At 63.6% G+C, this 18,702-nt stretch carries 15 protein-coding genes; 9 read left to right on the top strand and 6 right to left on the bottom strand.

All coding sequences use genetic code 11. The annotated features are described in order from the left end of the window. Nucleotides 1–65 precede the first annotated feature (65 nt). The 3 genes from chaB (at nt 66) to B0E52_RS08525 (ending at nt 6,315) form a co-directional block, all read left to right on the top strand. Nucleotides 66–293 carry a putative cation transport regulator ChaB gene (gene chaB / locus B0E52_RS08535; RefSeq protein ID WP_077483411.1) on the top strand — a complete coding sequence of 76 codons (228 nt, stop codon included), beginning with the start codon at nt 66–68 and terminating at the stop codon, nt 291–293. A 96-nt stretch (nt 294–389) separates the two neighbouring features. Continuing rightward, nucleotides 390–4,022: a methylmalonyl-CoA mutase family protein gene (locus B0E52_RS08530; protein WP_077483410.1), complete on the top strand. Its 3,633-nt coding sequence runs from the start codon at nt 390–392 to the stop codon at nt 4,020–4,022. A gap of 181 nt (nt 4,023–4,203) precedes the next feature. Continuing rightward, a complete protein-coding gene (locus tag B0E52_RS08525; protein ID WP_168174167.1) occupies nt 4,204–6,315 on the top strand; it encodes an ATP-binding protein in 2,112 nt (703 codons plus the stop codon). An 18-nt stretch (nt 6,316–6,333) separates the two neighbouring features. On the opposite strand, the gene B0E52_RS08520 is transcribed toward B0E52_RS08525, so the two are convergent. Continuing rightward, the gene (locus B0E52_RS08520; RefSeq protein ID WP_077483408.1) at nt 6,334–7,050 is read right to left on the bottom strand and encodes a transposase; all 717 of its coding nucleotides are present in this window, start codon (nt 7,048–7,050) and stop codon (nt 6,334–6,336) included. Nucleotides 7,051–7,206: 156 nt separating this feature from the next. On the opposite strand from B0E52_RS08520, the gene B0E52_RS08515 reads away from it, so the two are divergent. Next, nucleotides 7,207–7,929 (top strand): rRNA pseudouridine synthase, encoded by a 723-nt coding sequence (locus tag B0E52_RS08515; protein ID WP_077483407.1) that lies wholly within the window; start codon nt 7,207–7,209, stop codon nt 7,927–7,929. Nucleotides 7,930–8,274: 345 nt separating this feature from the next. Continuing rightward, nucleotides 8,275–8,658: a DUF6632 domain-containing protein gene (locus B0E52_RS08510; RefSeq protein WP_077483406.1), complete on the top strand. Its 384-nt coding sequence runs from the start codon at nt 8,275–8,277 to the stop codon at nt 8,656–8,658. A 150-nt stretch (nt 8,659–8,808) separates the two neighbouring features. On the opposite strand, the gene B0E52_RS08505 is transcribed toward B0E52_RS08510, so the two are convergent. Further along, the gene (locus tag B0E52_RS08505) at nt 8,809–9,666 is read right to left on the bottom strand and encodes a hypothetical protein (protein ID WP_139351625.1); all 858 of its coding nucleotides are present in this window, start codon (nt 9,664–9,666) and stop codon (nt 8,809–8,811) included. 157 nt (nt 9,667–9,823) lie between these two features. On the opposite strand from B0E52_RS08505, the gene B0E52_RS08500 reads away from it, so the two are divergent. Then, the gene (locus B0E52_RS08500; RefSeq protein WP_077483404.1) at nt 9,824–10,168 is read left to right on the top strand and encodes a YciI family protein; all 345 of its coding nucleotides are present in this window, start codon (nt 9,824–9,826) and stop codon (nt 10,166–10,168) included. Between the two features lie 126 nt (nt 10,169–10,294). Here the strand turns inward: B0E52_RS08500 and B0E52_RS08495 are convergent, their stop codons facing one another. Beyond that, nucleotides 10,295–10,765, bottom strand: coding sequence for an Lrp/AsnC family transcriptional regulator (locus B0E52_RS08495; RefSeq protein ID WP_077483403.1), 471 nt, complete (start codon nt 10,763–10,765; stop codon nt 10,295–10,297). 94 nt (nt 10,766–10,859) lie between these two features. Here B0E52_RS08495 and B0E52_RS08490 point away from each other — a divergent pair, with 94 nt between their 5' ends. Continuing rightward, on the top strand, nt 10,860–11,321 hold the full coding sequence (locus B0E52_RS08490) for a nuclear transport factor 2 family protein (RefSeq protein WP_168174166.1): 462 nt from the start codon (nt 10,860–10,862) through the stop codon (nt 11,319–11,321). 289 nt (nt 11,322–11,610) lie between these two features. After that, nucleotides 11,611–11,955, top strand: coding sequence for a hypothetical protein (locus tag B0E52_RS08485; protein WP_077483401.1), 345 nt, complete (start codon nt 11,611–11,613; stop codon nt 11,953–11,955). 119 nt (nt 11,956–12,074) lie between these two features. Here the strand turns inward: B0E52_RS08485 and B0E52_RS08480 are convergent, their stop codons facing one another. Next, on the bottom strand, nt 12,075–12,719 hold the full coding sequence (locus B0E52_RS08480) for a glutathione S-transferase family protein (protein ID WP_077483400.1): 645 nt from the start codon (nt 12,717–12,719) through the stop codon (nt 12,075–12,077). Nucleotides 12,720–13,131: 412 nt separating this feature from the next. Between B0E52_RS08480 and B0E52_RS08475 the strand changes: the two genes are divergently transcribed. After that, on the top strand, nt 13,132–16,089 hold the full coding sequence (locus B0E52_RS08475; RefSeq protein ID WP_077483399.1) for a PPC domain-containing protein: 2,958 nt from the start codon (nt 13,132–13,134) through the stop codon (nt 16,087–16,089). A 130-nt stretch (nt 16,090–16,219) separates the two neighbouring features. On the opposite strand, the gene B0E52_RS08470 is transcribed toward B0E52_RS08475, so the two are convergent. After that, entirely contained in the window at nt 16,220–18,028 is a 1,809-nt protein-coding gene (locus B0E52_RS08470; protein WP_077483398.1) for an amidase, read from the bottom strand. Nucleotides 18,029–18,201: 173 nt separating this feature from the next. Next, on the bottom strand, nt 18,202–18,702 hold a 501-nt coding region (locus tag B0E52_RS18550), incomplete at its 5' end, for a hypothetical protein (protein ID WP_217316673.1).

Raw genomic sequence — 18,702 nt, 5'->3', positions numbered from 1 at the left:
GTCGCTTGACGGCCGCTTTATCCCGCATCCCCCAAGCTGGCAGCCCCGTCCCCGCGGAGCCCGCCATGCCTTACCAAACCATCAGCCAGCTGCCCGATGCGGTGCGTGACCACCTGCCGAAACACGCCCAGGAGATCTACAAGGAAGCGTTCAACCACGCCTGGGACGAATACGCCGACGTGGACAAGCGCCGCGGCGACGAGTCGCGCGAGGAAACGGCGCGCAAGGTGGCCTGGTCGGCGGTAAAGCAGGGCTACGCCAAGGGCGAGGACGAGCGCTGGCACCCCAAATAGACCGATCCTTGCCGCCGCGCATGTGGCGGTGCACCAGCGGGCGCGGGGACGAACCACTAGAATCGGCGGGTTCAAGCACACGATGTCGGAGTCGCCATGAGTTCCCCCGCCAAGCACGTCCCCGCCGGCGCCACGCAAACCGAGACCACCCCGCTGCGCTTCGTCACCGCGGCCAGCCTGTTCGATGGCCACGATGCGGCGATCAACATCATGCGCCGCATCATCCAGAGCCAGGGCGCCGAGGTGGTCCACCTGGGCCACAACCGCTCGGTGGAGGACGTGGTGCGCGCCGCGCTGCAGGAAGACGCCGACGCCATCGCGCTGTCGTCCTACCAGGGCGGCCACGTCGAGTACTTCAAGTACATGGTGGACATGCTGAAGGAGAAGGGCGCCGGCCACATCCGCGTGTTCGGCGGTGGCGGCGGCACCATCACGCCGGAGGAAATCAAGGAGCTGCAGGCCTACGGCGTGGAGCGCATCTACCACCCCAACGACGGCATGAAGCTCGGCCTCGTCGAGATGATCGAGGACGTGATGCAGCGCGCCGGCAAGGCCGCCGCGCAGCGCACGCCCGACACCGCCGAATCCAAGGTGAACGTGGACGACGAGATCTCCATCGGCCACATGCTCAGCGCGATCGAGGAGGGCAAGCTTTCCGCCACCGACCTCGACCACCTGCGCAAGCAGTGGAAGCTGGCCGGCAAGGCCACGCCCGTGCTGGGCCTCACCGGCACCGGCGGCGCGGGCAAGTCCAGCGTGGTGGACGAGCTGCTGCTGCGCTTCCTGCACGCGTTCCCCGAGATGCGCATCGCCGTGCTCGCGGTCGATCCGACGCGTCGTCGTTCAGGCGGCGCGCTGCTGGGCGACCGCATCCGCATGAATGCGCTGCGCAGCCACCGCGTCTACATGCGCTCCATGGCCACGCGCCGCCAGCACACCGCCACCAACGCGGTGCTGCACGACTGCATCGACTTCCTCAAGGCGCAGCCCTACGACCTGGTGATCGTCGAGACCGCCGGCATCGGCCAGAGCGATTCGGAGATCGTCGACCTGGTCGACTTCCCGGTCTACGTGATGACCAGCGACTACGGCGCGGCCAGCCAGCTGGAGAAGATCGACATGATCGACTTCGCCGAGCTGGTGGTGCTGAACAAGTTCGACCGCCGCGGCGCCGAGGACGCGCTGCGCGACGTGCGCAAGCAGTGGAAGCGCAACCACACCGCGTTCACCATCAAGGACGAGGACGTGCCGGTGTACCCCACCATCGCCAGCCAGTTCAACGACCCCGGCGTCACCTGGATGTTCACCAACCTGTGCCGGCTGATGCGCGACAAGAAAAGGGGTCAGAGTCACTTTTCGAGCGCGGGTGCGGACAAGGTTCCAGATGGCGGGTCGAAAAGTGACTCTGACTCCCTTTCTTCCCCCGGCTGCGACTGGAAGCCCCAGCTCGACACCACGCTGAAGGAACCGCGCGCCACCGTGCTGATTCCCGGCGCCCGCGTGCGCTACCTCGCCGAGATCGCCGAGCAGGGCCGCGGCATCAACGCATCCGTCGCGCACCAGTCGGAAGCCGCCAGCAAGGCGCAGCACTGTTACGAGTCGCTGAAGGAACTGGGCGACGCGAAGCTGCCCAAGCCGCTGGAGCTGTACCGCAGCGAGGATTTGCATGCCGCCTCACCTTCACCAACAGTCATCCCGGCGCAGGCCGGGATCGCATCCCCCACGGACGATCAACCGAAGAGCGATTCCGGCCTTCGCCGGAATGACGAGCACACCATCGACCGCACCCTCCTGCTCCTCCGCCAACGCTACAACGCCGCGCTGAAGGAACTGAGCCACGAGTCCATCCACCTGCTGCGCGACTGGCCGAAGCTGCGCGAGTCGGTGACCAAGGACGTCAACGAATACAAGGTGCGCGACAAGACCATCCGCGTGGAGAACTACCGCGAGTCGTTGAGCCACCAGAAGATCCCGAAAGTCGCGCCGCCCAAGACCGCGAGCTGGGGCGACCAGCTGCTGTTCCTCGGCAAGGAAAACCTGCCCGGCCACTACCCGTACACCGGCGGCGTGTACCCGTACCGCCGCAGCGGCGAAGACCCCACCCGCATGTTCGCGGGCGAGGGCACGCCCGAGCGCACCAACCGCCGCTTCCATTACCTCAGCCAGGGCGGCGCCGCCACGCGCCTGTCCACCGCGTTCGACTCGGTCACCCTGTACGGCGAAGACCCGGCGCCGCGCCCCGACATCTACGGCAAGATCGGCAACTCCGGCGTCAACATCGCCACGCTGGACGACATGAAGAAGCTGTACTCCGGCTTCGACCTCAGCGCGCCCACCAGCTCGGTGTCGATGACCATCAACGGCCCCGCGCCGATGATCCTGGCGATGTTCATGAACACCGCGATCGACCAGAACGTGGAGAAATACCTCAAGGAAGATCCCGCGCGCTGGGCCGCGGCGGAAAAGACCATCGCCGCGCTGTATCCGAACGGCCGCCCGCAGTATTCCGGCGAATTGCCCACCGGCAACGACGGCCTGGGTTTGGGCCTGCTAGGCGTCACCGGCGACCAGCTGGTGGATGCGGAGACCTACGCGCGGATCAAGGCCGAGACGCTGGCCGCCGTGCGCGGCACCGTGCAGGCCGACATCCTCAAGGAAGACCAGGCGCAGAACACCTGCATCTTCAGCACCGAATTCGCCCTGCGCATGATGGGCGACATCCAGTCGTACTTCGTGGAGCACAAGGTCCGCAACTTCTACTCCGTCTCCATCTCCGGCTACCACATCGCCGAAGCCGGCGCGAACCCGATCAGCCAGCTCGCCTTCACGCTGTCCAACGGCTTCACCATCGTGGAGTACTACCTCGCGCGCGGCATGAAGATCGACGACTTCGCGCCCAACCTGTCGTTCTTCTTCTCCAACGGCATGGACCCGGAATACACCGTGATCGGCCGCGTGGCCCGCCGCATCTGGGCCCGCGCCATGCGCGAGCGCTACGGCGCCAGCGCGCGCAGCCAGATGATGAAGTACCACATCCAGACCTCAGGCCGCTCGCTGCACGCGCAGGAGATCCAGTTCAACGACATCCGCACCACGCTGCAGGCGCTGTACGCGCTGTTCGACAACTGCAACTCGCTGCACACCAACGCCTATGACGAAGCGATCACCACGCCTACCGAAGAAAGCGTGCGTCGCGCGGTGGCGATCCAGATGATCATCAACAAGGAGCTCGGGCTGAACTTCAACGAGAACCCCTGGCAGGGCAGCTACGTGGTCGAGGAACTCACCGACCTGGTGGAAGAGGCCGTGTACAAGGAGTTCGAGGCGATCAGCGAGCGCGGCGGCGTGCTCGGCGCGATGGACACCATGTATCAGCGCGGCAAGATCCAGGAAGAGTCGATGTATTACGAGCACAAGAAGCATGATGGGTCGTTGCCGTTGATTGGGGTCAATACCTTCCTGCCGAAGGATCATGGTGGGGAGATCGCGACCGAGATCGAGTTGATTCGGTCGACGGAGGAGGAGAAGGGGCAGCAGATTGCGAACGTCAAGGCGTTCGGCGTGGCGCGCAACTCACTGGCGCCGGAGAGCCTGAAGCGCTTGCAGGACACAGCGCGTGAGCGGAAGAATGTGTTCGAGCAGCTGGTGGAGGCGGTGAAGTACAACTCGCTGGGGCAGATCAGCCACGCGTTGTATGACGTGGGTGGGGAGTATCGGCGGAACATGTAGGTCAAAGCTATTTTTTGCTTTTCCCATTTCACTTATGGAGGCCGGCGTGCAGATTTGGCGAACATTCGAAGAAAGAGTTCGATCCATTGCCTCGCTTCGCTGGGGTTCCAAGTGCTCACCGTGCCACGAGCACGGTGTGGATTTCGATGGATTAATTAGAATCTCTCACGAAGAAATGGTCGTGATCGAGATAACGACGAATGTAACGCTGCAAAAAGTCAGAGAAGATATTGCAAAAATTGTTCCGTTCCGTATTAAATTGCTCGGAGAAGGAGTTTTTTGTCGTGCCTACATCGTTTTAGACGACGCTCCAACGAACTCTATGAAAGAGGCTGGAGCTGAATCGCACATTCGCGTGATCTCATTACAAGAGTATGAGCAGGAATTTTTCGACTTCGAGTCATATCGAGAGCTCAGGGTGTTGCAACCATTTGGCAGCGCAGTCGACTCACGGACTGGCGAAAATGATCAGAGAGAATTTGTGCCGGTTCGTTATACCGTCGACGGTGGTAAGCAAGACTTAACGATCGGAGACATAGCAGAGAAGTTGATACGGGGTGGAACCGTCGTATTGACCGGTGACTACGGAACGGGGAAAAGCCGGTGCGTGCGAGAGATATTTACGACACTTTCAAAATCTGTGACTGAATCAGGGGCTTATCCTGTCGCAATCAACTTGCGCGATCATTGGAGTAGCTCCAACGCATTAGAAATTATCGCTGGGCATCTTGGAAATATTGGGCTGCAGGGTTCCGTCGATAACATAGTTCGACTCTTGAATGCAGGTGGGTTAGTGCTCCTGCTTGATGGGTTTGATGAAATTGGGACGCAAGTCCATGATCCAAAAGCGAGGGATCGCCGAGCACTCAGAAAACATGCAGTCCGCGGTCTCCGTGACTTGATTATACGTGCTAAGGCTGGGGTCCTACTTACTGGGAGATCGCATTTTTTTGATAGTGACAAGGAGATGTTCGAGTCGCTTGGGGTGGCGAATAGCCATAATGTAACTATTGCACGTGTTCCTGACAATTTTACCGAGGCGGAGGCCGCAATCTATTTGTCTGGTTTGCACGTGAAAACACTCTGCCCGGGGTGGTTGCCCAGGAAGCCTCTTGTATTTCAGTTGCTCGCTGAGATCGATGTGACCGAGGTCGAGCAGCTGTTATCTAAGGATTTCGGAGAATTTGAGTTTTGGGGCGCGTTCTTTTTTGCCGTCTGCATCCGCGAGTCCAGAGGTGTTTCTGAATCAGTATCTGCCGAGACTGTTCGAGAGATCTTGCTTGAACTGGCTGCGCGGTCACGATACTCGCCAGTCTTTCTCGGGCGTCTGACACCAAGAGAAATCGATGAAGCTTATGAAACCGTGGTTGGTAGTATTCCGGATGAGGCTGGGCGTCTATTGTTGGCGCGGTTATGTACTCTTGGTCGAATTGAACCTGAGTCGCCCGATCGCCAGTTTATTGATCACAGTTTAGTTGATGTGCTAAGAGCAGAGCATCTTGTAAATGAAGTGTCTTCGATGAGTGAAAGGTTCGTTCGGACGAAATGGCAACAAGGTCTGCGGGTTATCGGTGCCATTCATGCGGCTAATCTTGTTGAAATGTATGGGCTGCATAACTCGTGCTTTTCTTACATTAGAAAATTCGGTGTGTCGGCAAATTCGTGGATGCTTGGTGAGATAGTGTCGATATTATCTATTGTAGGCACTGGAAATGTTGATTTTCATTCTTTAAAAATCATAGATGGATATGTTCCAGTTTTGAATTTGCACGGCAAGTCTCTTCTAAATCTGCACATATCAAATTCGGAGATTGGCGTTTTAGATATTGACAGGACTACGGTTACTTCTTCCCACGGAATTTCGGTTGATGGTTGCATTATTAATGCAGTAAATGGCGTTTCTGGGCCGGCCGGCATGCCTGCTTGGATTTCTGGTACGGACATAATCTATTTTGATCAGCTGAGTAACGCATCTGCAATTAAGCAGAGCGATATCTCTCGTCAGAACAAGCTTCTACTCGCTATTATTCACAAAATTTTCTTCCAGCGTGGAGCGGGTCGCGAAGAGGCGGCCCTAAGGAAAGGTGGTTATGGCCAAGAGTACAGCGCGAAAGTTGTCGGAAAGATATTGACATTGCTTATGAGAGAGGGTGTTATAGATCGCCATAAAGGTAGTGATGGTTGGATATACGCGCCTGTTAGGTCTGCCACGGCTAGAATGAATAAGATTCGCTCGGAGCTATCTCTTTCAGACGACTCGATTTGGCGTGAAGTCTCTGAGTTCAAAGATTAGGAAAAGGCAAAACAGGGGTCAGAGTGCACTTTCCGTGCTTCGCTCTGGAGACTTTTTGCGCGGGCGCCCGATTTTCGCCGGTCCTGCACGGCGTGACAGTTGCGCTTCGATAACCGTGCGGAAGCGCTCAGATCCCAGGGCGTGTTGACGTTGCAGGTGGATGCGGATGGCGTCGAGATGATCCTGGGAAAGGTTTTCCACGGCGAGGGCGCGGTAGGCGCGATGTCGCTCCTGGTCTGTTCTGCCCAACGCCAGATAGGTCGGGTGCGGATGGATAAGCGGATCGTCGCGGCCGAAGGCATTGTGTGCGTGGCTCGACCATGCGTAGTCGAGCGGATCGGCGGTCATGCGGGCGCGGACCGGGTTCAACTCGATATAGCGGTAGCAGTGCAGCAGGTAGGTTTCCCGGTCTACCAGTGATGACTTGTAGCGTCCTTCCCACAACGTGCCGGTGCGCCGGTAACGATCGTTGATGTAGCGAACGTAGCGCCGCCCCAGGGATTGCATGACGCGCGCAACCTGGCCGCTGGCGGCGGGCGTCATCAACAGATGCACGTGGTTGGTCATGAGCACGTAGGCGTGGACGTTGCATCCCTCGCGCATGGCGATCTCGCGCAGGTCTTGCAGGTAACGCACACGATCGATGTCGGTGAAAAAGCACGGCTGGCGATCATTGCCGCGCTGGACGACATGCTGCGGTATCTGGGCAAGATCGAGTCGTGGCTGGCGAGGCATGGCGGCATCCGTGCAGGCGCGTCTCCAGTTTTCCCACGCACCATGCGACGGTCTGTCGGGTCACGCCACCATCCCCTGTCGGAAAGTGCACTCTGACCCCGGTTTGCCCAACGCCACGGCCTACAATGGCCCCACTGACCACCTGCGACCCACCTGATGACCGAACCGCTACGCCTCGACAAACACATCACTGCGCTGGCCGGTTGCTCGCGACGCGAGGCCCAGCAATACATCGAAGGCGGCTGGGTGCAGGTCGACGGCAACGTCGTGGAAGAGCCGCAGTTCATGGTCGACACGCAAGTCGTCGAACTCGATCCCGCTGCCCGGCCGACTCCCGCTGAGCCGATCACCCTGGTACTGCACAAACCCGCTGGATACGACAGCGATGCCGGCGCAAACCCGGCCAGCGCGCTGGTCACCGCACTGACGCGCACGGCTGACGATGCCTCCGGCGTGCGCCCGTTGCGGCGACACCTGCATCGACTGACCTCGCCGCTTTCGCTTCCGACAGGTGCCAGCGGGCTATTGATCTTCACCCAGGACTGGCGCGTCGTGCGCAAGCTGACCGAAGACGTCAGTCGCATCGAGCAGGAATTTGTCGTCGATGTGGAAGGCACGCTGATTCCGAACGGGCTGGCCCTGCTCAATCACGGCCTGCGCTTCAACAACTATGCGATGCCGCCGATCAAGGTCAGCTGGCAGAGTGAACAACGGCTGCGCTTCGCATTCAAGGTGTTGCGGCCGACCCAGATCGAGCCGATGTGCAACGCGGTCGGGCTCACCGTGCTGGCGATGAAATGCCTGCGCGTGGGGCGTATTCCGCTGGCGAAGCTGCCGCCGGGACAATGGCGTTACCTGGCACCACACGACCGTATCTGAGAAAAAAGGTGTCAGGAAAGAGGTGCCAGGGACAATTCCTGACGGCAATGAGGGGGAAGCTGGAGGCGTGGGCGACGTGGCATGCCGCAAGCGTGGCGCGCGGTGTTCGCCAGCGCAGTCGGACTATGGGCGCGATGGGAGCAGGGCCGTGCCTGCAGGCCGGGTCTTATTTTCCTCCGTCGCCTTTGGTGCGGCTCGAAGGCTTGCCGGAAAGTGGCCCGGCCCCGAAAGGCATGGTGACCTCCGGCACGCGAGCCAGGCTCCCGCAGGGTGTATCACCCTCCGTGGACCGGGTCGGGATTTACTGCGCTGCCGTATGGCATCGAACTCGCAGGGGAGGGCGCCATGTCGCGGGAACGGGCGCTGAAATTCGTGATGATCGCAAGCGGGCTGCTTTTTCTGGCGGGCGTCTATCCGCTGGCCATGTCGTTATGGCAGTGGCAGCACGTCGACGAGCTCGTGCCGATGTTCCTCAGCCTTTACGTCACGCTCGGGGTTTTCCTGCTGATGGCGGCGCGGAATCCCTCGGAGCACCGCAGCCTCATCGGGTTCGCGGCGTGGTCGAGCTTCGCGCATGCGGGCGTGATGCTGGTTCAGGCATACGACAACATTGCCGGTCGCCCGGAGTTGTTCGGCATGTCCGCCATCTTGATCGTGATCGGCGTGCCGCTGATCGCCCTGATGCCGAGGAAGCCATCCACGGCACCGCCAGTCACGTCCCGGGTTTAGAGGGCAACAGGACAGGTGCCGGGGACAATTCCTGGCGGGGGGCGTCGCGTTCGCCAGACCCCGTTCGGTGCCAGCCGGGCCAGGGCGCCCGGTTGCCGCCGGAAGTCGCCCTGACCCGTTTTGATCCCGACTTGCGGCGGGTGCTGTCGCCTAGTTGGAAGCCGAAGGCTGGGCCGTCGAGGCTGCTGCCGCGGGCGGCGCGGCCGTAGCCGTGCCGGCAGGCTGTGCGCTGCCAGCCGCAAATTGGCCAACCTGCAGGACGAACGGGGCCTGCTGCCCGGACGGCAGCGCCGCGGGGTCGGCGTACACCTCGATCGTGTAGGTCGCCGCCGCCGCCACCGGCGCGAACCAGGCGTTCGTCCCGGTCGTGCTGGTGTCGACCAGTTGATTTCGGGTCGAATCCTGCACCTTGAAATGCAATTGCGGATTCTTCGAGGTGAGATGGACCGAGACGGTCGTGCCTGCGGCCACGGAAACGGTGAAGTCTTGCGTGGCGGCACCGGCAGCCAGGCTCCCCGCGGCTTGCGTCCAGGGATTGTTGGCCTGGAACGTCATGGCGGTCGTCGAGGGGCGCAGGTCTTCGACTCCGTACTGTCCGATCTGCAGCGCGTATTTCGCGGTCTCCGCGCGCTTTTCCGCGGCTGGGTCCATGTAGACATGGATCGTGTACGTGGTGGCTGCCGCGTTGGGAGTCGACCAGTCGGAAGTGCCCGCTTTGCGGGAGTCGACCACTTCCTGGCCGCGGCTCTGGTCGGTCACCTTGAAATACGCGTTTGCGTTGTTGCTGATGAGTTTGACCTGCAAGGTCTTGCCGGCCGCGATCGCCACGGCGTAATCGTGTGAGCTGTCGGTCTGGTCGAGATGGCCGATTTCCTGCGCCCAGACACTGTTTGCCGGGAAGGTCACCGTGTCCGGCGTGGCTGCAAAAGCGGGCGGCGTCATGCAGGCAGCGGCCATGCCGAGGCCCATGCCCATGGCGGTGCGGCGGAGAAGAGGGAAGCGTGACATGCGTGGAATCCTCGCGTCGTTGGGTCTGCGGTGGTCAAACCAGGGAAAAGCTGTCCGGGACAATTTTGATGCTGACACTTTTTGTCGAACGGCGACGGGTCCGTTCGTCGTGAGGAGAACGGCAGCCACGGGGGCTGCGCGGCCTCGGGAGCATGACATGAGTCGGTACCTCATCTACTTCAACCAGGCGTGGGTCGGCGAACACAGCGGGGCGTGGTTCGCCGCGCGCGGTCCGCTGGCGCGCGCGGTCGTGGACGAGATGAAGGCGGCCGGCGCCTACGTGTTCGCCGGGGGGCTGGAGGAGGACCCGCAGGATGCCTTCAGTGCGGATGCCACCAGCGGCACGCTGACGTTCACCGACGGGCCTTACGTGCGCCACCCCCAGTTCCTGGGCGGATTCACCGTGGTCGACGTGGCCGACGAGCAGGCGGCAAGGCAATGGGCCGGCAAAGTGGCCGAGGCCTGCGGCTGGCCGCAGGAGGTTCGCCGGTTCAAGTCGTAGCCCGTGCCCGAACGAAAGTAGGTGGCGAACATCCGAGGCCGGGTCCGGACCGGCGTGCACTTTGCCGACCGCGTGCCGGTTGATCCCGGCGGCGAAATGGCGCCCCCTCGGGCCGTTTCGCGGCTGCTATGGCGACGGCATGACGTGCTGCCGCCGGCTGTCGAACACGACGGACGTTTCCACGCGCAGCACGACATCGTGGCGATTGAAGTGCTCCGATATGATCGCTTTCAGATGCTGCATGTCGCGCACGACGACATCGACGATGAGGTCGGAGCGGCCCGCCACCAGGAACACGTGGCGGACTTCCGGAAGGGTGGCGGTTGAACCGACGAAGTCGTCGACCACCCCGACCTCCAGCTTGCCGAGCTGCACGAACAGCACGGCCTCCAGCGCGAACCCGACCGCCTCGAGATTGACCTCGGCATGCGCGCCAAGCAAAACCCCGCGCGCCCTGAGGGATTTGACCCGCTCATGGCAGCTCGACGGTGCAAGGCCTACCGCCGCCGCGATCTGCTTGTTGGAGAGCCAGGCGTCCTTCGTCAGAAGACGCAGGATGGCGAAGTCTGTTCGGTCGAGGTCGGTTCCGGTGGCCATGATTCCGAAATCTGTTCGATTGACGGTGAATCAATCCTAATGACATTCTAAACACATGACAAATAAACGAATTTCATACGTCGCCTTGGTCGCCATGTCATTGCCATGGGTTGCCGGCGCCACGCCGCCCGCTGTCTGCAATGCCGCATCCAGCCCCCTCCCGGCCGCCGTCGCGGCAAACGGCGCCGTTGCGCAGCGACTGGTCGCGGAAGAGCGGGCGAGCTGGAACCTGGCCATCCAGCGAAACGCCGGTGCCTACCGGGCCTTCCACGCCGCGGACTTCATCACGGTGACCGGCGGTGGCGTGGTGGGCAAGGCAGCCAGCGAAGCGTCGGCCATGGATGCGCAGGTGCGTTTCGATCGATGCGCGCTTTCAGGATTCGACGTCCGCTTGGTTGCGCCGAATGCCGCGCTTGTCACCTACCGCGTGCAGGCGGCGGGGCTCGACCATGGGAAAGCGTTCCGGCTCGACGGTTACGCATCCTCCTTGTGGATGAAGCGGAACGGTGCCTGGTTGAACGTGTTCTACCAGGCGACGCCCGCATCACGGCGGTAATCGTGCAACGGGAAGCGCGTTATTGCTTTGCGCTGCGGAATGAGGAAAAAGATGTCCGTCAAACCCGGGCCAGCTCAGGTGCATATATTGCTTTCGAACCTGGGGAAACGTCGGTGGCGCATCAGTCGGCACTCGGACTAGCAGGCCCGGAATGTCATCCGTCGACCGTTGCAGGTGCTCGGCCCTGGAAACGGATCGGCGCTGGAACGCACTTGTGAGCGAATTTGCCCATTGTTAGATTGCCGCCTCCCCGTGTGGGGCGAGCCGAACGACAACAAGGATGCGGTGTATGAAGCCAGTGGTGCGCGTGTCGATTCTGCGGTGTGCTCCGGAGCACTTCGCCGAGCTCCGGCAAATGGCGGCGGAGGCCGATTCCGTCCTGCGTCCCGGCATAGAGGCCATGGACGGATTGCTGTCCTTCTATTTCGGGGCGGATGAGGCGACATCTTCGTTGACGAATGTCAGCCTTTGGACCAGCCTCGAAGCCGCCAAGCAGTTGGACACGTTCCAGCCGATGCTTGATCTGGGGAAACCCTTCATCGCAAAGGGGGCGACGTTCGAGCGCCCCATCATGAACTACGCGACATTGTGGCAGTTGAAGGGTTCCGCCTCGTTCGACGAAGCAGCGTCGTAACGATTCGTGGCCATCGGTTTGCCGGGAATCTCAGCAAAACAGCAGCAAAACAGGGGTCAGAGTGCACTTTCCATTGGCTTGGCACTCAAAGCGTGGGCGACGGGGCTGAAGAAACGGGGTCATTGAACAGGCGTTTTCGCGAACCATGCCTTCCTGGATTGGCAGGTCTCCATGGCGCGCTGGTAGCCTTCGCGTGCGCTGGTGCGGGCGATATAGGATTTCTCAGTTTCGCCAAGGGTGATGCCTGCACCGTGTTGCGCCAATTCCAGCGCGTACGTCACCGAAATGTCGGCGGCGGTAAACATCTCGCCGGCGAGATAGGGCGTGCTTGCCAGCTGCCGCGTCACCAGGCCCAGCCGGCTTTGGAAAACGTCCAGCGCCTGATCGGCGCTCCAGTTCTGCCGCTCGGACTCCGGCGCAAAACTGCGCGCGCCGACGACGAAGTAGACGGAGGCCGCCAGGCCGGCTTCGCCAAGATGAAGGAACTGCTGATAAGCGGGGAACGCCGGATCGTGGGGGGCGGGCGCCAGCGGTGTGGGCCCGTAGCGGGCCATCAGGTACTCCATGATCGCAATGGACTCGACCATGGTGACGTCGCCGTCCCGGATCGCCGGGATGAAACCGGCAGGGTTGATGGCCAGGAACTCCGGGTCTTTCTCGACGCCGGCCAGAAGGTCCACCGGCCGCAACCGATGCGCGAGCCCCATCTCTTCCAATAGCCAGACGACCCGAAAGCCTCTTCCTTCGCCAAAGACCGTGATCATCGTGAATCGTCCTCCTGGGGTTCGGCCTTGTCGGCCCTGCGACAGGAAGACGAACGGGGCCTTCGGAAATCGACGTCGGCCCAACGAACGCCGGAAGAACGGGTTCAGGTTGACCCCGTCAGGCGGGACAGATTGCGAAAGGGTGATGAGGATCACGTTTTTCTTGCATCGCCCTGGGGCGGCCTAACGATTGATAAAGGTTCGCCTGCGTAATTTGCAGCGCTGGATCGGACGTTGATCCATTCCCCCCGAGATGTAGACGAAGGCTTGTCGCAGGCACCCGGGGAACCGACGAGTCTTGGAGTCTTGAATGAATTTTCCCCGCAATGTCTCGGCGGGGCGTCTCGCGTGCGCCCTCGCTTCCAACCCCTCCGCTGCTTCGACCCCTGCCGTAGCCACCGGTCCGCGTGCCTTGGGCAAGCCGTCCAGGTTCCTGCGCGGCGTGGGCGCAGGCGGCTGCGCCACGCTGTTGACCGTGCTGATGACCACGCTGTCCGCGAATGCATTTGCCGCGACGGTACCCGCCGTGACCGCGGCGCATCCCCGGTTGATCCTCGATGCGCCGACCCTTTCGGCCCTGCGCCAGAACGCCGCCGCCAACACGCCCGAGTGGCAGATGCTGAAGACGGTCTGTGACTCGTACATCGGCGGCACGGTGAATTACCCGACCGGCGCCACCTACCCGAACCTGCCCAATATCGGTTCGGGTTACCAGGGCGAGTCTTACCTTCCGGCGCTGCTGTCCGAGGCGCTCTGCTATCAGACCTTGAAGACCAGCAACCCGACCGCTGCGGCCACCTACGGCGCCAAGGCGGTCGATATCCTGATGAAGATGGCTGCGCCGTACGGCAACCAGGGTGAGAACCCGAACGTCGATGACGGCTACGCCATGCGCTTCTACGGCGTGGGCTTCGGCCTGGGTTACGACTGGCTGTACGACCTGCTGACCCCGGCCCAGCGGACCCAGGTCTACACCACCGCCAATGCGTGGGTGACGTCCTTCGAAACGCAGACGTTCGAATACAACCACCCGCAGAGCAACTACTTCGCCGGCTACTTCCACGCCAAGGCGGCCATTGCGCTGGGCACCTACGGGGACAATCCCAGCGCGCCGGCGCAGTGGAGCGACTGGTACACCCATCAGTTCGGCCAGCGCGTGCAGCCGTTCTATGCGCAACACCTGACCGGTGGTGGCTGGCCGGAAGGCTTTGCCAACTACGCGCCGCTCGGCATCCTCAACATGACGCTGCCTGCACGCGAGGTGATGACGGCGACCGGCACGGACATCATCCACCCCGCGGCGGCACCGTACAGCTTCCCGCTGGACAACGCCGACTACATGATCCATTTCACCTGGCCGTCGCGTGCGTATTTCGACGACCGCGACATGAACCACGCGGATGGCTCGGCGATCGGCATCGGGATGCCCGGCACCACGCAGGTGGGCCTGGCGGAAATGATCCTGGGCGAGATCGGCTACTGGAAATCGCCCAAGGTGGGCGTATTCCACGAGTACCTCAACGAGGTCAGCACGGCCACCAACGGCTTCAATTCCTCGGACCCGTGGCTGCTGTTCCTGGAGACCAATCCCGCCACGCCCACCACGTCGCTGACGTCGCTGCCGCTGTCGTACTTCGCCAGTGGCATGAACGCGGTGGCGGCGCGCTCGGACTGGGGCACCGCTGCCAGCTGGATGTCGTTCCGCGCAGGGCCGTACACCAATGCGCCGGCGCAGGGTGAGCAGTACTTCGACCAAGGCAGCGTGGCGCTGACGCGCGGCAATACTCCGCTGCTGGTCAACGCCGGCGGCTGGATGGTGCACGGGCCTACCGGCAGCGCGGACGAAGATCGCGTCTACAACGACAACTACGGCAGCAGCGACGGCACGCTCTACATGGGCGACCGCCAGCTCTACAACATCTTCTACGTGTTCAACAAAAGCGGCGGCAAGATCGTCGAACCCGGCGGGCAGGCAGCGTACACAACCGAAGACAACCAGGTGCGCACGCATGTCGCGGCGTTCGAGGACGGTGGGCCGTATGTCTACACCCGCGCCGAACATATCGAGGATATGTATCGCAAGTTTTCCGCCGGTCCGGCCGTGGCGGCCTGGTCGCGCGAGGTGGTGTACCTGCGGCCGCATCGGTTCGTCGTCTACGACCGCACCACGGCCGGCAGCAGCGCCTACGACCAGTACCTGGCGTGGCATTTCCCGGCCACCCCGGCCAAGGGCTCGGCACCGAGCGGCGAGACTCGGCTGGACGTGACCTACAACGGAACCTATGCCGGCGCGATGACCTCGGTGCTTCCCGCCAATGCGACCATGACCACGGTCGGTCTGTATCCGGGCAGCAACCCGGTGAAGGTGTGGCAGGTGCAGGAACGCGCGCCGACCGCGGGCCTCAGCCAGCAGTGGTTGAACGTGTTCGATACCTCGACGTCGTCGACGGCCGTGGCCTCCGCCACGCCCGTCACCGTCAACGCGGGCGCCATCGTGGGCGTGAGCCTGTCGGGCAGCGACGGCAACGACGTGGTCATCAACAGCGCCGGCGCCGCGGGCACGCCCATCAGCGGAGCCATCAGCTACACCGTGCCCGCGAATGCCGCCACTCACGTGGTCACCGAGCTGGTCCCGATGGCCGCCTATTCGGTGACGGCGGCCTACGTCAACGGGCAGCAGCAGGTGAGCGTGTCGCCCGGCGGTCCGTTCATGGCCAGCGCCAACGGCGTGCTTGCCTTCAACGTCAGCGGTGGTGGCGCCGTGACCGCGGTTCCGCCACCGCCTGCACCGGCTCCTGCGCCGGCACCCGCACCGGCACCCGCGCCGGCACCTGCACCTGCACCCGCACCGGCACCGGCGCCCGCACCCGCACCGGCACCCGCACCGGCACCTGCACCCGCACCCGCACCGGCACCGGCGCCCGCACCGGCACCCGCACCGGCACCTGCACCCGCACCGGCACCTGCACCTGCACCTGCACCTGCACCCGCACCCGCACCTGCACCTGCACCTGCACCTGCACCTGCACCTGCGCCTGCGCCTGCGCCTGCGCCGGGCGGCCAGCTGCAGAACGACATCCCCGTGAGCGGCTTGAAGATCTCCAAGGGTGGGGACCTGCGGTACACCGTGACGATCCCCAGCGGCGCCACCTACAGCGAGGTGATGACCGTGAACGGAACGGGCAACGCCGATCTGTACGTCAAATACGGCTCGGCGCCGACGCTGACCAGCTACGACTGCCGCTCGTACCATGCCGGCAACAACGAGCTGTGCACCTCAAGCAACCCGAAGCCCGGTACGTACTACGTCCTGGTGCATGCCCGGGCGAGCGTCACCGGCCTGACCATTCGGGCCCAGTGGTTACCGTAAAAGCGGGTGACGTCACCCGTCGGTGACGTTCTGGAAAGAGAGGCTCCGCGATGGCCAGCCATCGCGGAGTCGACCACTCGCAGCCCTCTCCGCACGCTTGCGATCCCATCCCCGGATCAGCCCGCGCGGATCAGAATCCCGGCGGCCGTTCTCCGGCCACCGCCACCTTCGCCTCCAGTGCGCGGCCGACGCGGCCCAGCGTGCCTTCCTCGAACAGGCGGCCGATCAGGGTGACCCCGTAGGGCACGCGATGCGGCCCGGCCAGCTTCGGCAGCGGGTGCTTGGGGTCGGGCGCCCAGTCGCTGCGTACCTCGTTCACTTCCACGAAGCCGGTGCGCAGGGTCAGCGAGGGCTGGCCGCTCATGTTGGAGATCACCATCATCTCGTCGCGCAGCGAGGGCACCAGCAGCAGGTCCACCTCGCCCATCACGCGCTCCATTTCCTTCGCCACCTTGCGGCGCAGGCGGTCGGCCTGCACGAAATCCACGGCGGAGAGGAAGCGCGCTTCGCGGAACAGGTTGGGCCAGGCATCCGGGGTCTGCACGCGCATCCGGTCGGCGGCGCCGGAGAGCGTGAGCTCCTCGAAGGCGGCGGCGGCTTCGGCGAACAGCAACAGGTTGAGGTCGTCGTACGGCCAGTCGGGCAGGGACACTTCGGTGGGCACCAGGCCGAGCGCGCGCAGCTGGTCCAGCGCGGCGCGGTCGAGATCCGTTGCCGGCGCCACCTTCATCCAGCCGGGGAAGTAGCCGACCTTGAGGCCCTTGATGGACTGGGCCGCGTCGTAGTCCAGATGCGCCGCCACGCTGGCGCTGTCGCCCGGGTCGGTGCCGCGGATGGCGTCGAGCACCAGCAAGGTGTCTTCCACCGAGCGGGCGATGGGGCCGAGCTTGTCCATCGTCCAGCACAGCGTCATGGCGCCGGTGCGCGGCACGCGGCCGTAGGTGGGGCGCAGGCCGGCGGTGCCGCAGCGCATGCACGGGCTGATGATGCTGCCCTGGGTTTCGCTGCCGATGGCGAACGCCACCAGGCCGGCGGCCGTGGCCGAGGCGGGGCCGGCGCTGGAGCCGGAGGCGCCTTCCTGCAGCAGCCACGGATTCATGGTCTGGCCGCCGAACCAGATGTCGTTGAGCGCCAGCGCGCCCAGGCTGAGCTTGGCCACCAGCACCGCGCCGGCTTCGTTGAGCTTGCGGGTGACCGCGCCGTCGTCCTTCGGCACGCGGTGGCGGAACGGCTCGGCGCCGTAGGTGGTGGCGATGCCGGCGGTATCGAGCAGGTCTTTCGCGCCCCACGGGATGCCGTGCAGCGGGCCGCGGTAGTGGCCGGCGGCGATCTCCTTGTCCGCCTGCGCGGCCTGCGCCAGCGCGTGCTCTTCGCACAGGGTGATGACGCAGCGCAGCTGCGGGTCGAAGCGCTTCAGGCGTGCGAGGTAGATCTTCGTGAGCCGGGTGGAGCTGAGCTTGCGTGCGTGGATCCACGCGCCGAGCCGGGCGACGGACGCGAATGCGATGTCCTCGTCCTTGGCCGGCAGCGGCGCGGCCGCCAGCTTGGACGGCACGAAGCGATCATGCGCGGGGCCGACATGCGCGCGGCCCATCGCCGGAAACCAGGTGGTGGCTGGCGCCAGCCCTTCCTCCAGCGCCACCTTGCGCGGGCCCGTGCGGCGCTCCAGCAGCGCGGCCATGGAGGTAGGCCAGTTGGCCACCGCCATTTCGCGCTGCGCCTCGGTCATGCTCACCTGCGCCAGCTTCTCCGCCTCGGCGAAGGTGGCCGTGGTGAGCTTCGGCCCCGCCGGCGGCGCGGTGTTGAACGCTCCCGGCGAACCGGGCGGCGTCGTGGTCGGGGCGGGGTTCTGCCCGGTCTGCGCCAAGGCGCTGCCGGCCACCACCGCACCCAGCAGGCCCAGCGGCGCCTGGGTCAGGAAATCGCGACGAGTCTTCATGGTTCTCCCCGATGCGCCCTGCAACAGGAGCGCGTTGCCGTCGAATCCGGTGAGAGTGCGGCCGGCGCCGCGCCCCTGGCATTCCGAATGCGTCGGAATGGCTCGGCACTGTGAAGGACCCTCGGTGCGGGCACAAGAGCCAGGCAAGCTCGCACTTTATTTCGGCAGCAGGCTCACCTCACCGCGGCAGGTATCCAGAACTCGATCACCTTGGGGTCGCCATGCAGGCGGGTCGGCAGCGGTAGCGGGGTCGGTGCCGCCTGGAGGAAGCCGGGCTGGGTACCGATCCAACCGGCCAAGGCGCGGGCGCAGGCCTGGGCCTGGTCGTTGGAGGCGTTGTACAGCAGCACGGGACGGGGCCAGCTCGCCGGTTGCCGGTGCCCGGTTTTACGGGCGGTATTGGCCACGTTCTCGATGCCCGGCGTGCTCAGTCCGAAGGTACCGAACTGGGCCAGCAGACGACTGGCCATCGCGCGCTGGCCCTCGTCGTAAATCTGGATGTAGACCACGAATGGCCCGGGCGTCGTGCTCGCCGCGGCGCCGCAGGCCTGACTGACCTCGCTGCCGGCGACTGCAGTGCCCGCTGCTGCCGATGGCGCCGCCTTCTCGACGGCGGCGTTGCCGGGGAGGATCGCAGCGCCGGCGGGGCCGGGCGAGGGAGGTGCGGGAGGAGG

Origin of the sequence: Rhodanobacter sp. C06, from assembly GCF_002001105.1 — a bacterium.
In the GTDB taxonomy this organism is placed as follows: domain Bacteria; phylum Pseudomonadota; class Gammaproteobacteria; order Xanthomonadales; family Rhodanobacteraceae; genus Rhodanobacter_A.
This window is presented reverse-complemented; position numbering and strand designations above follow the sequence as displayed.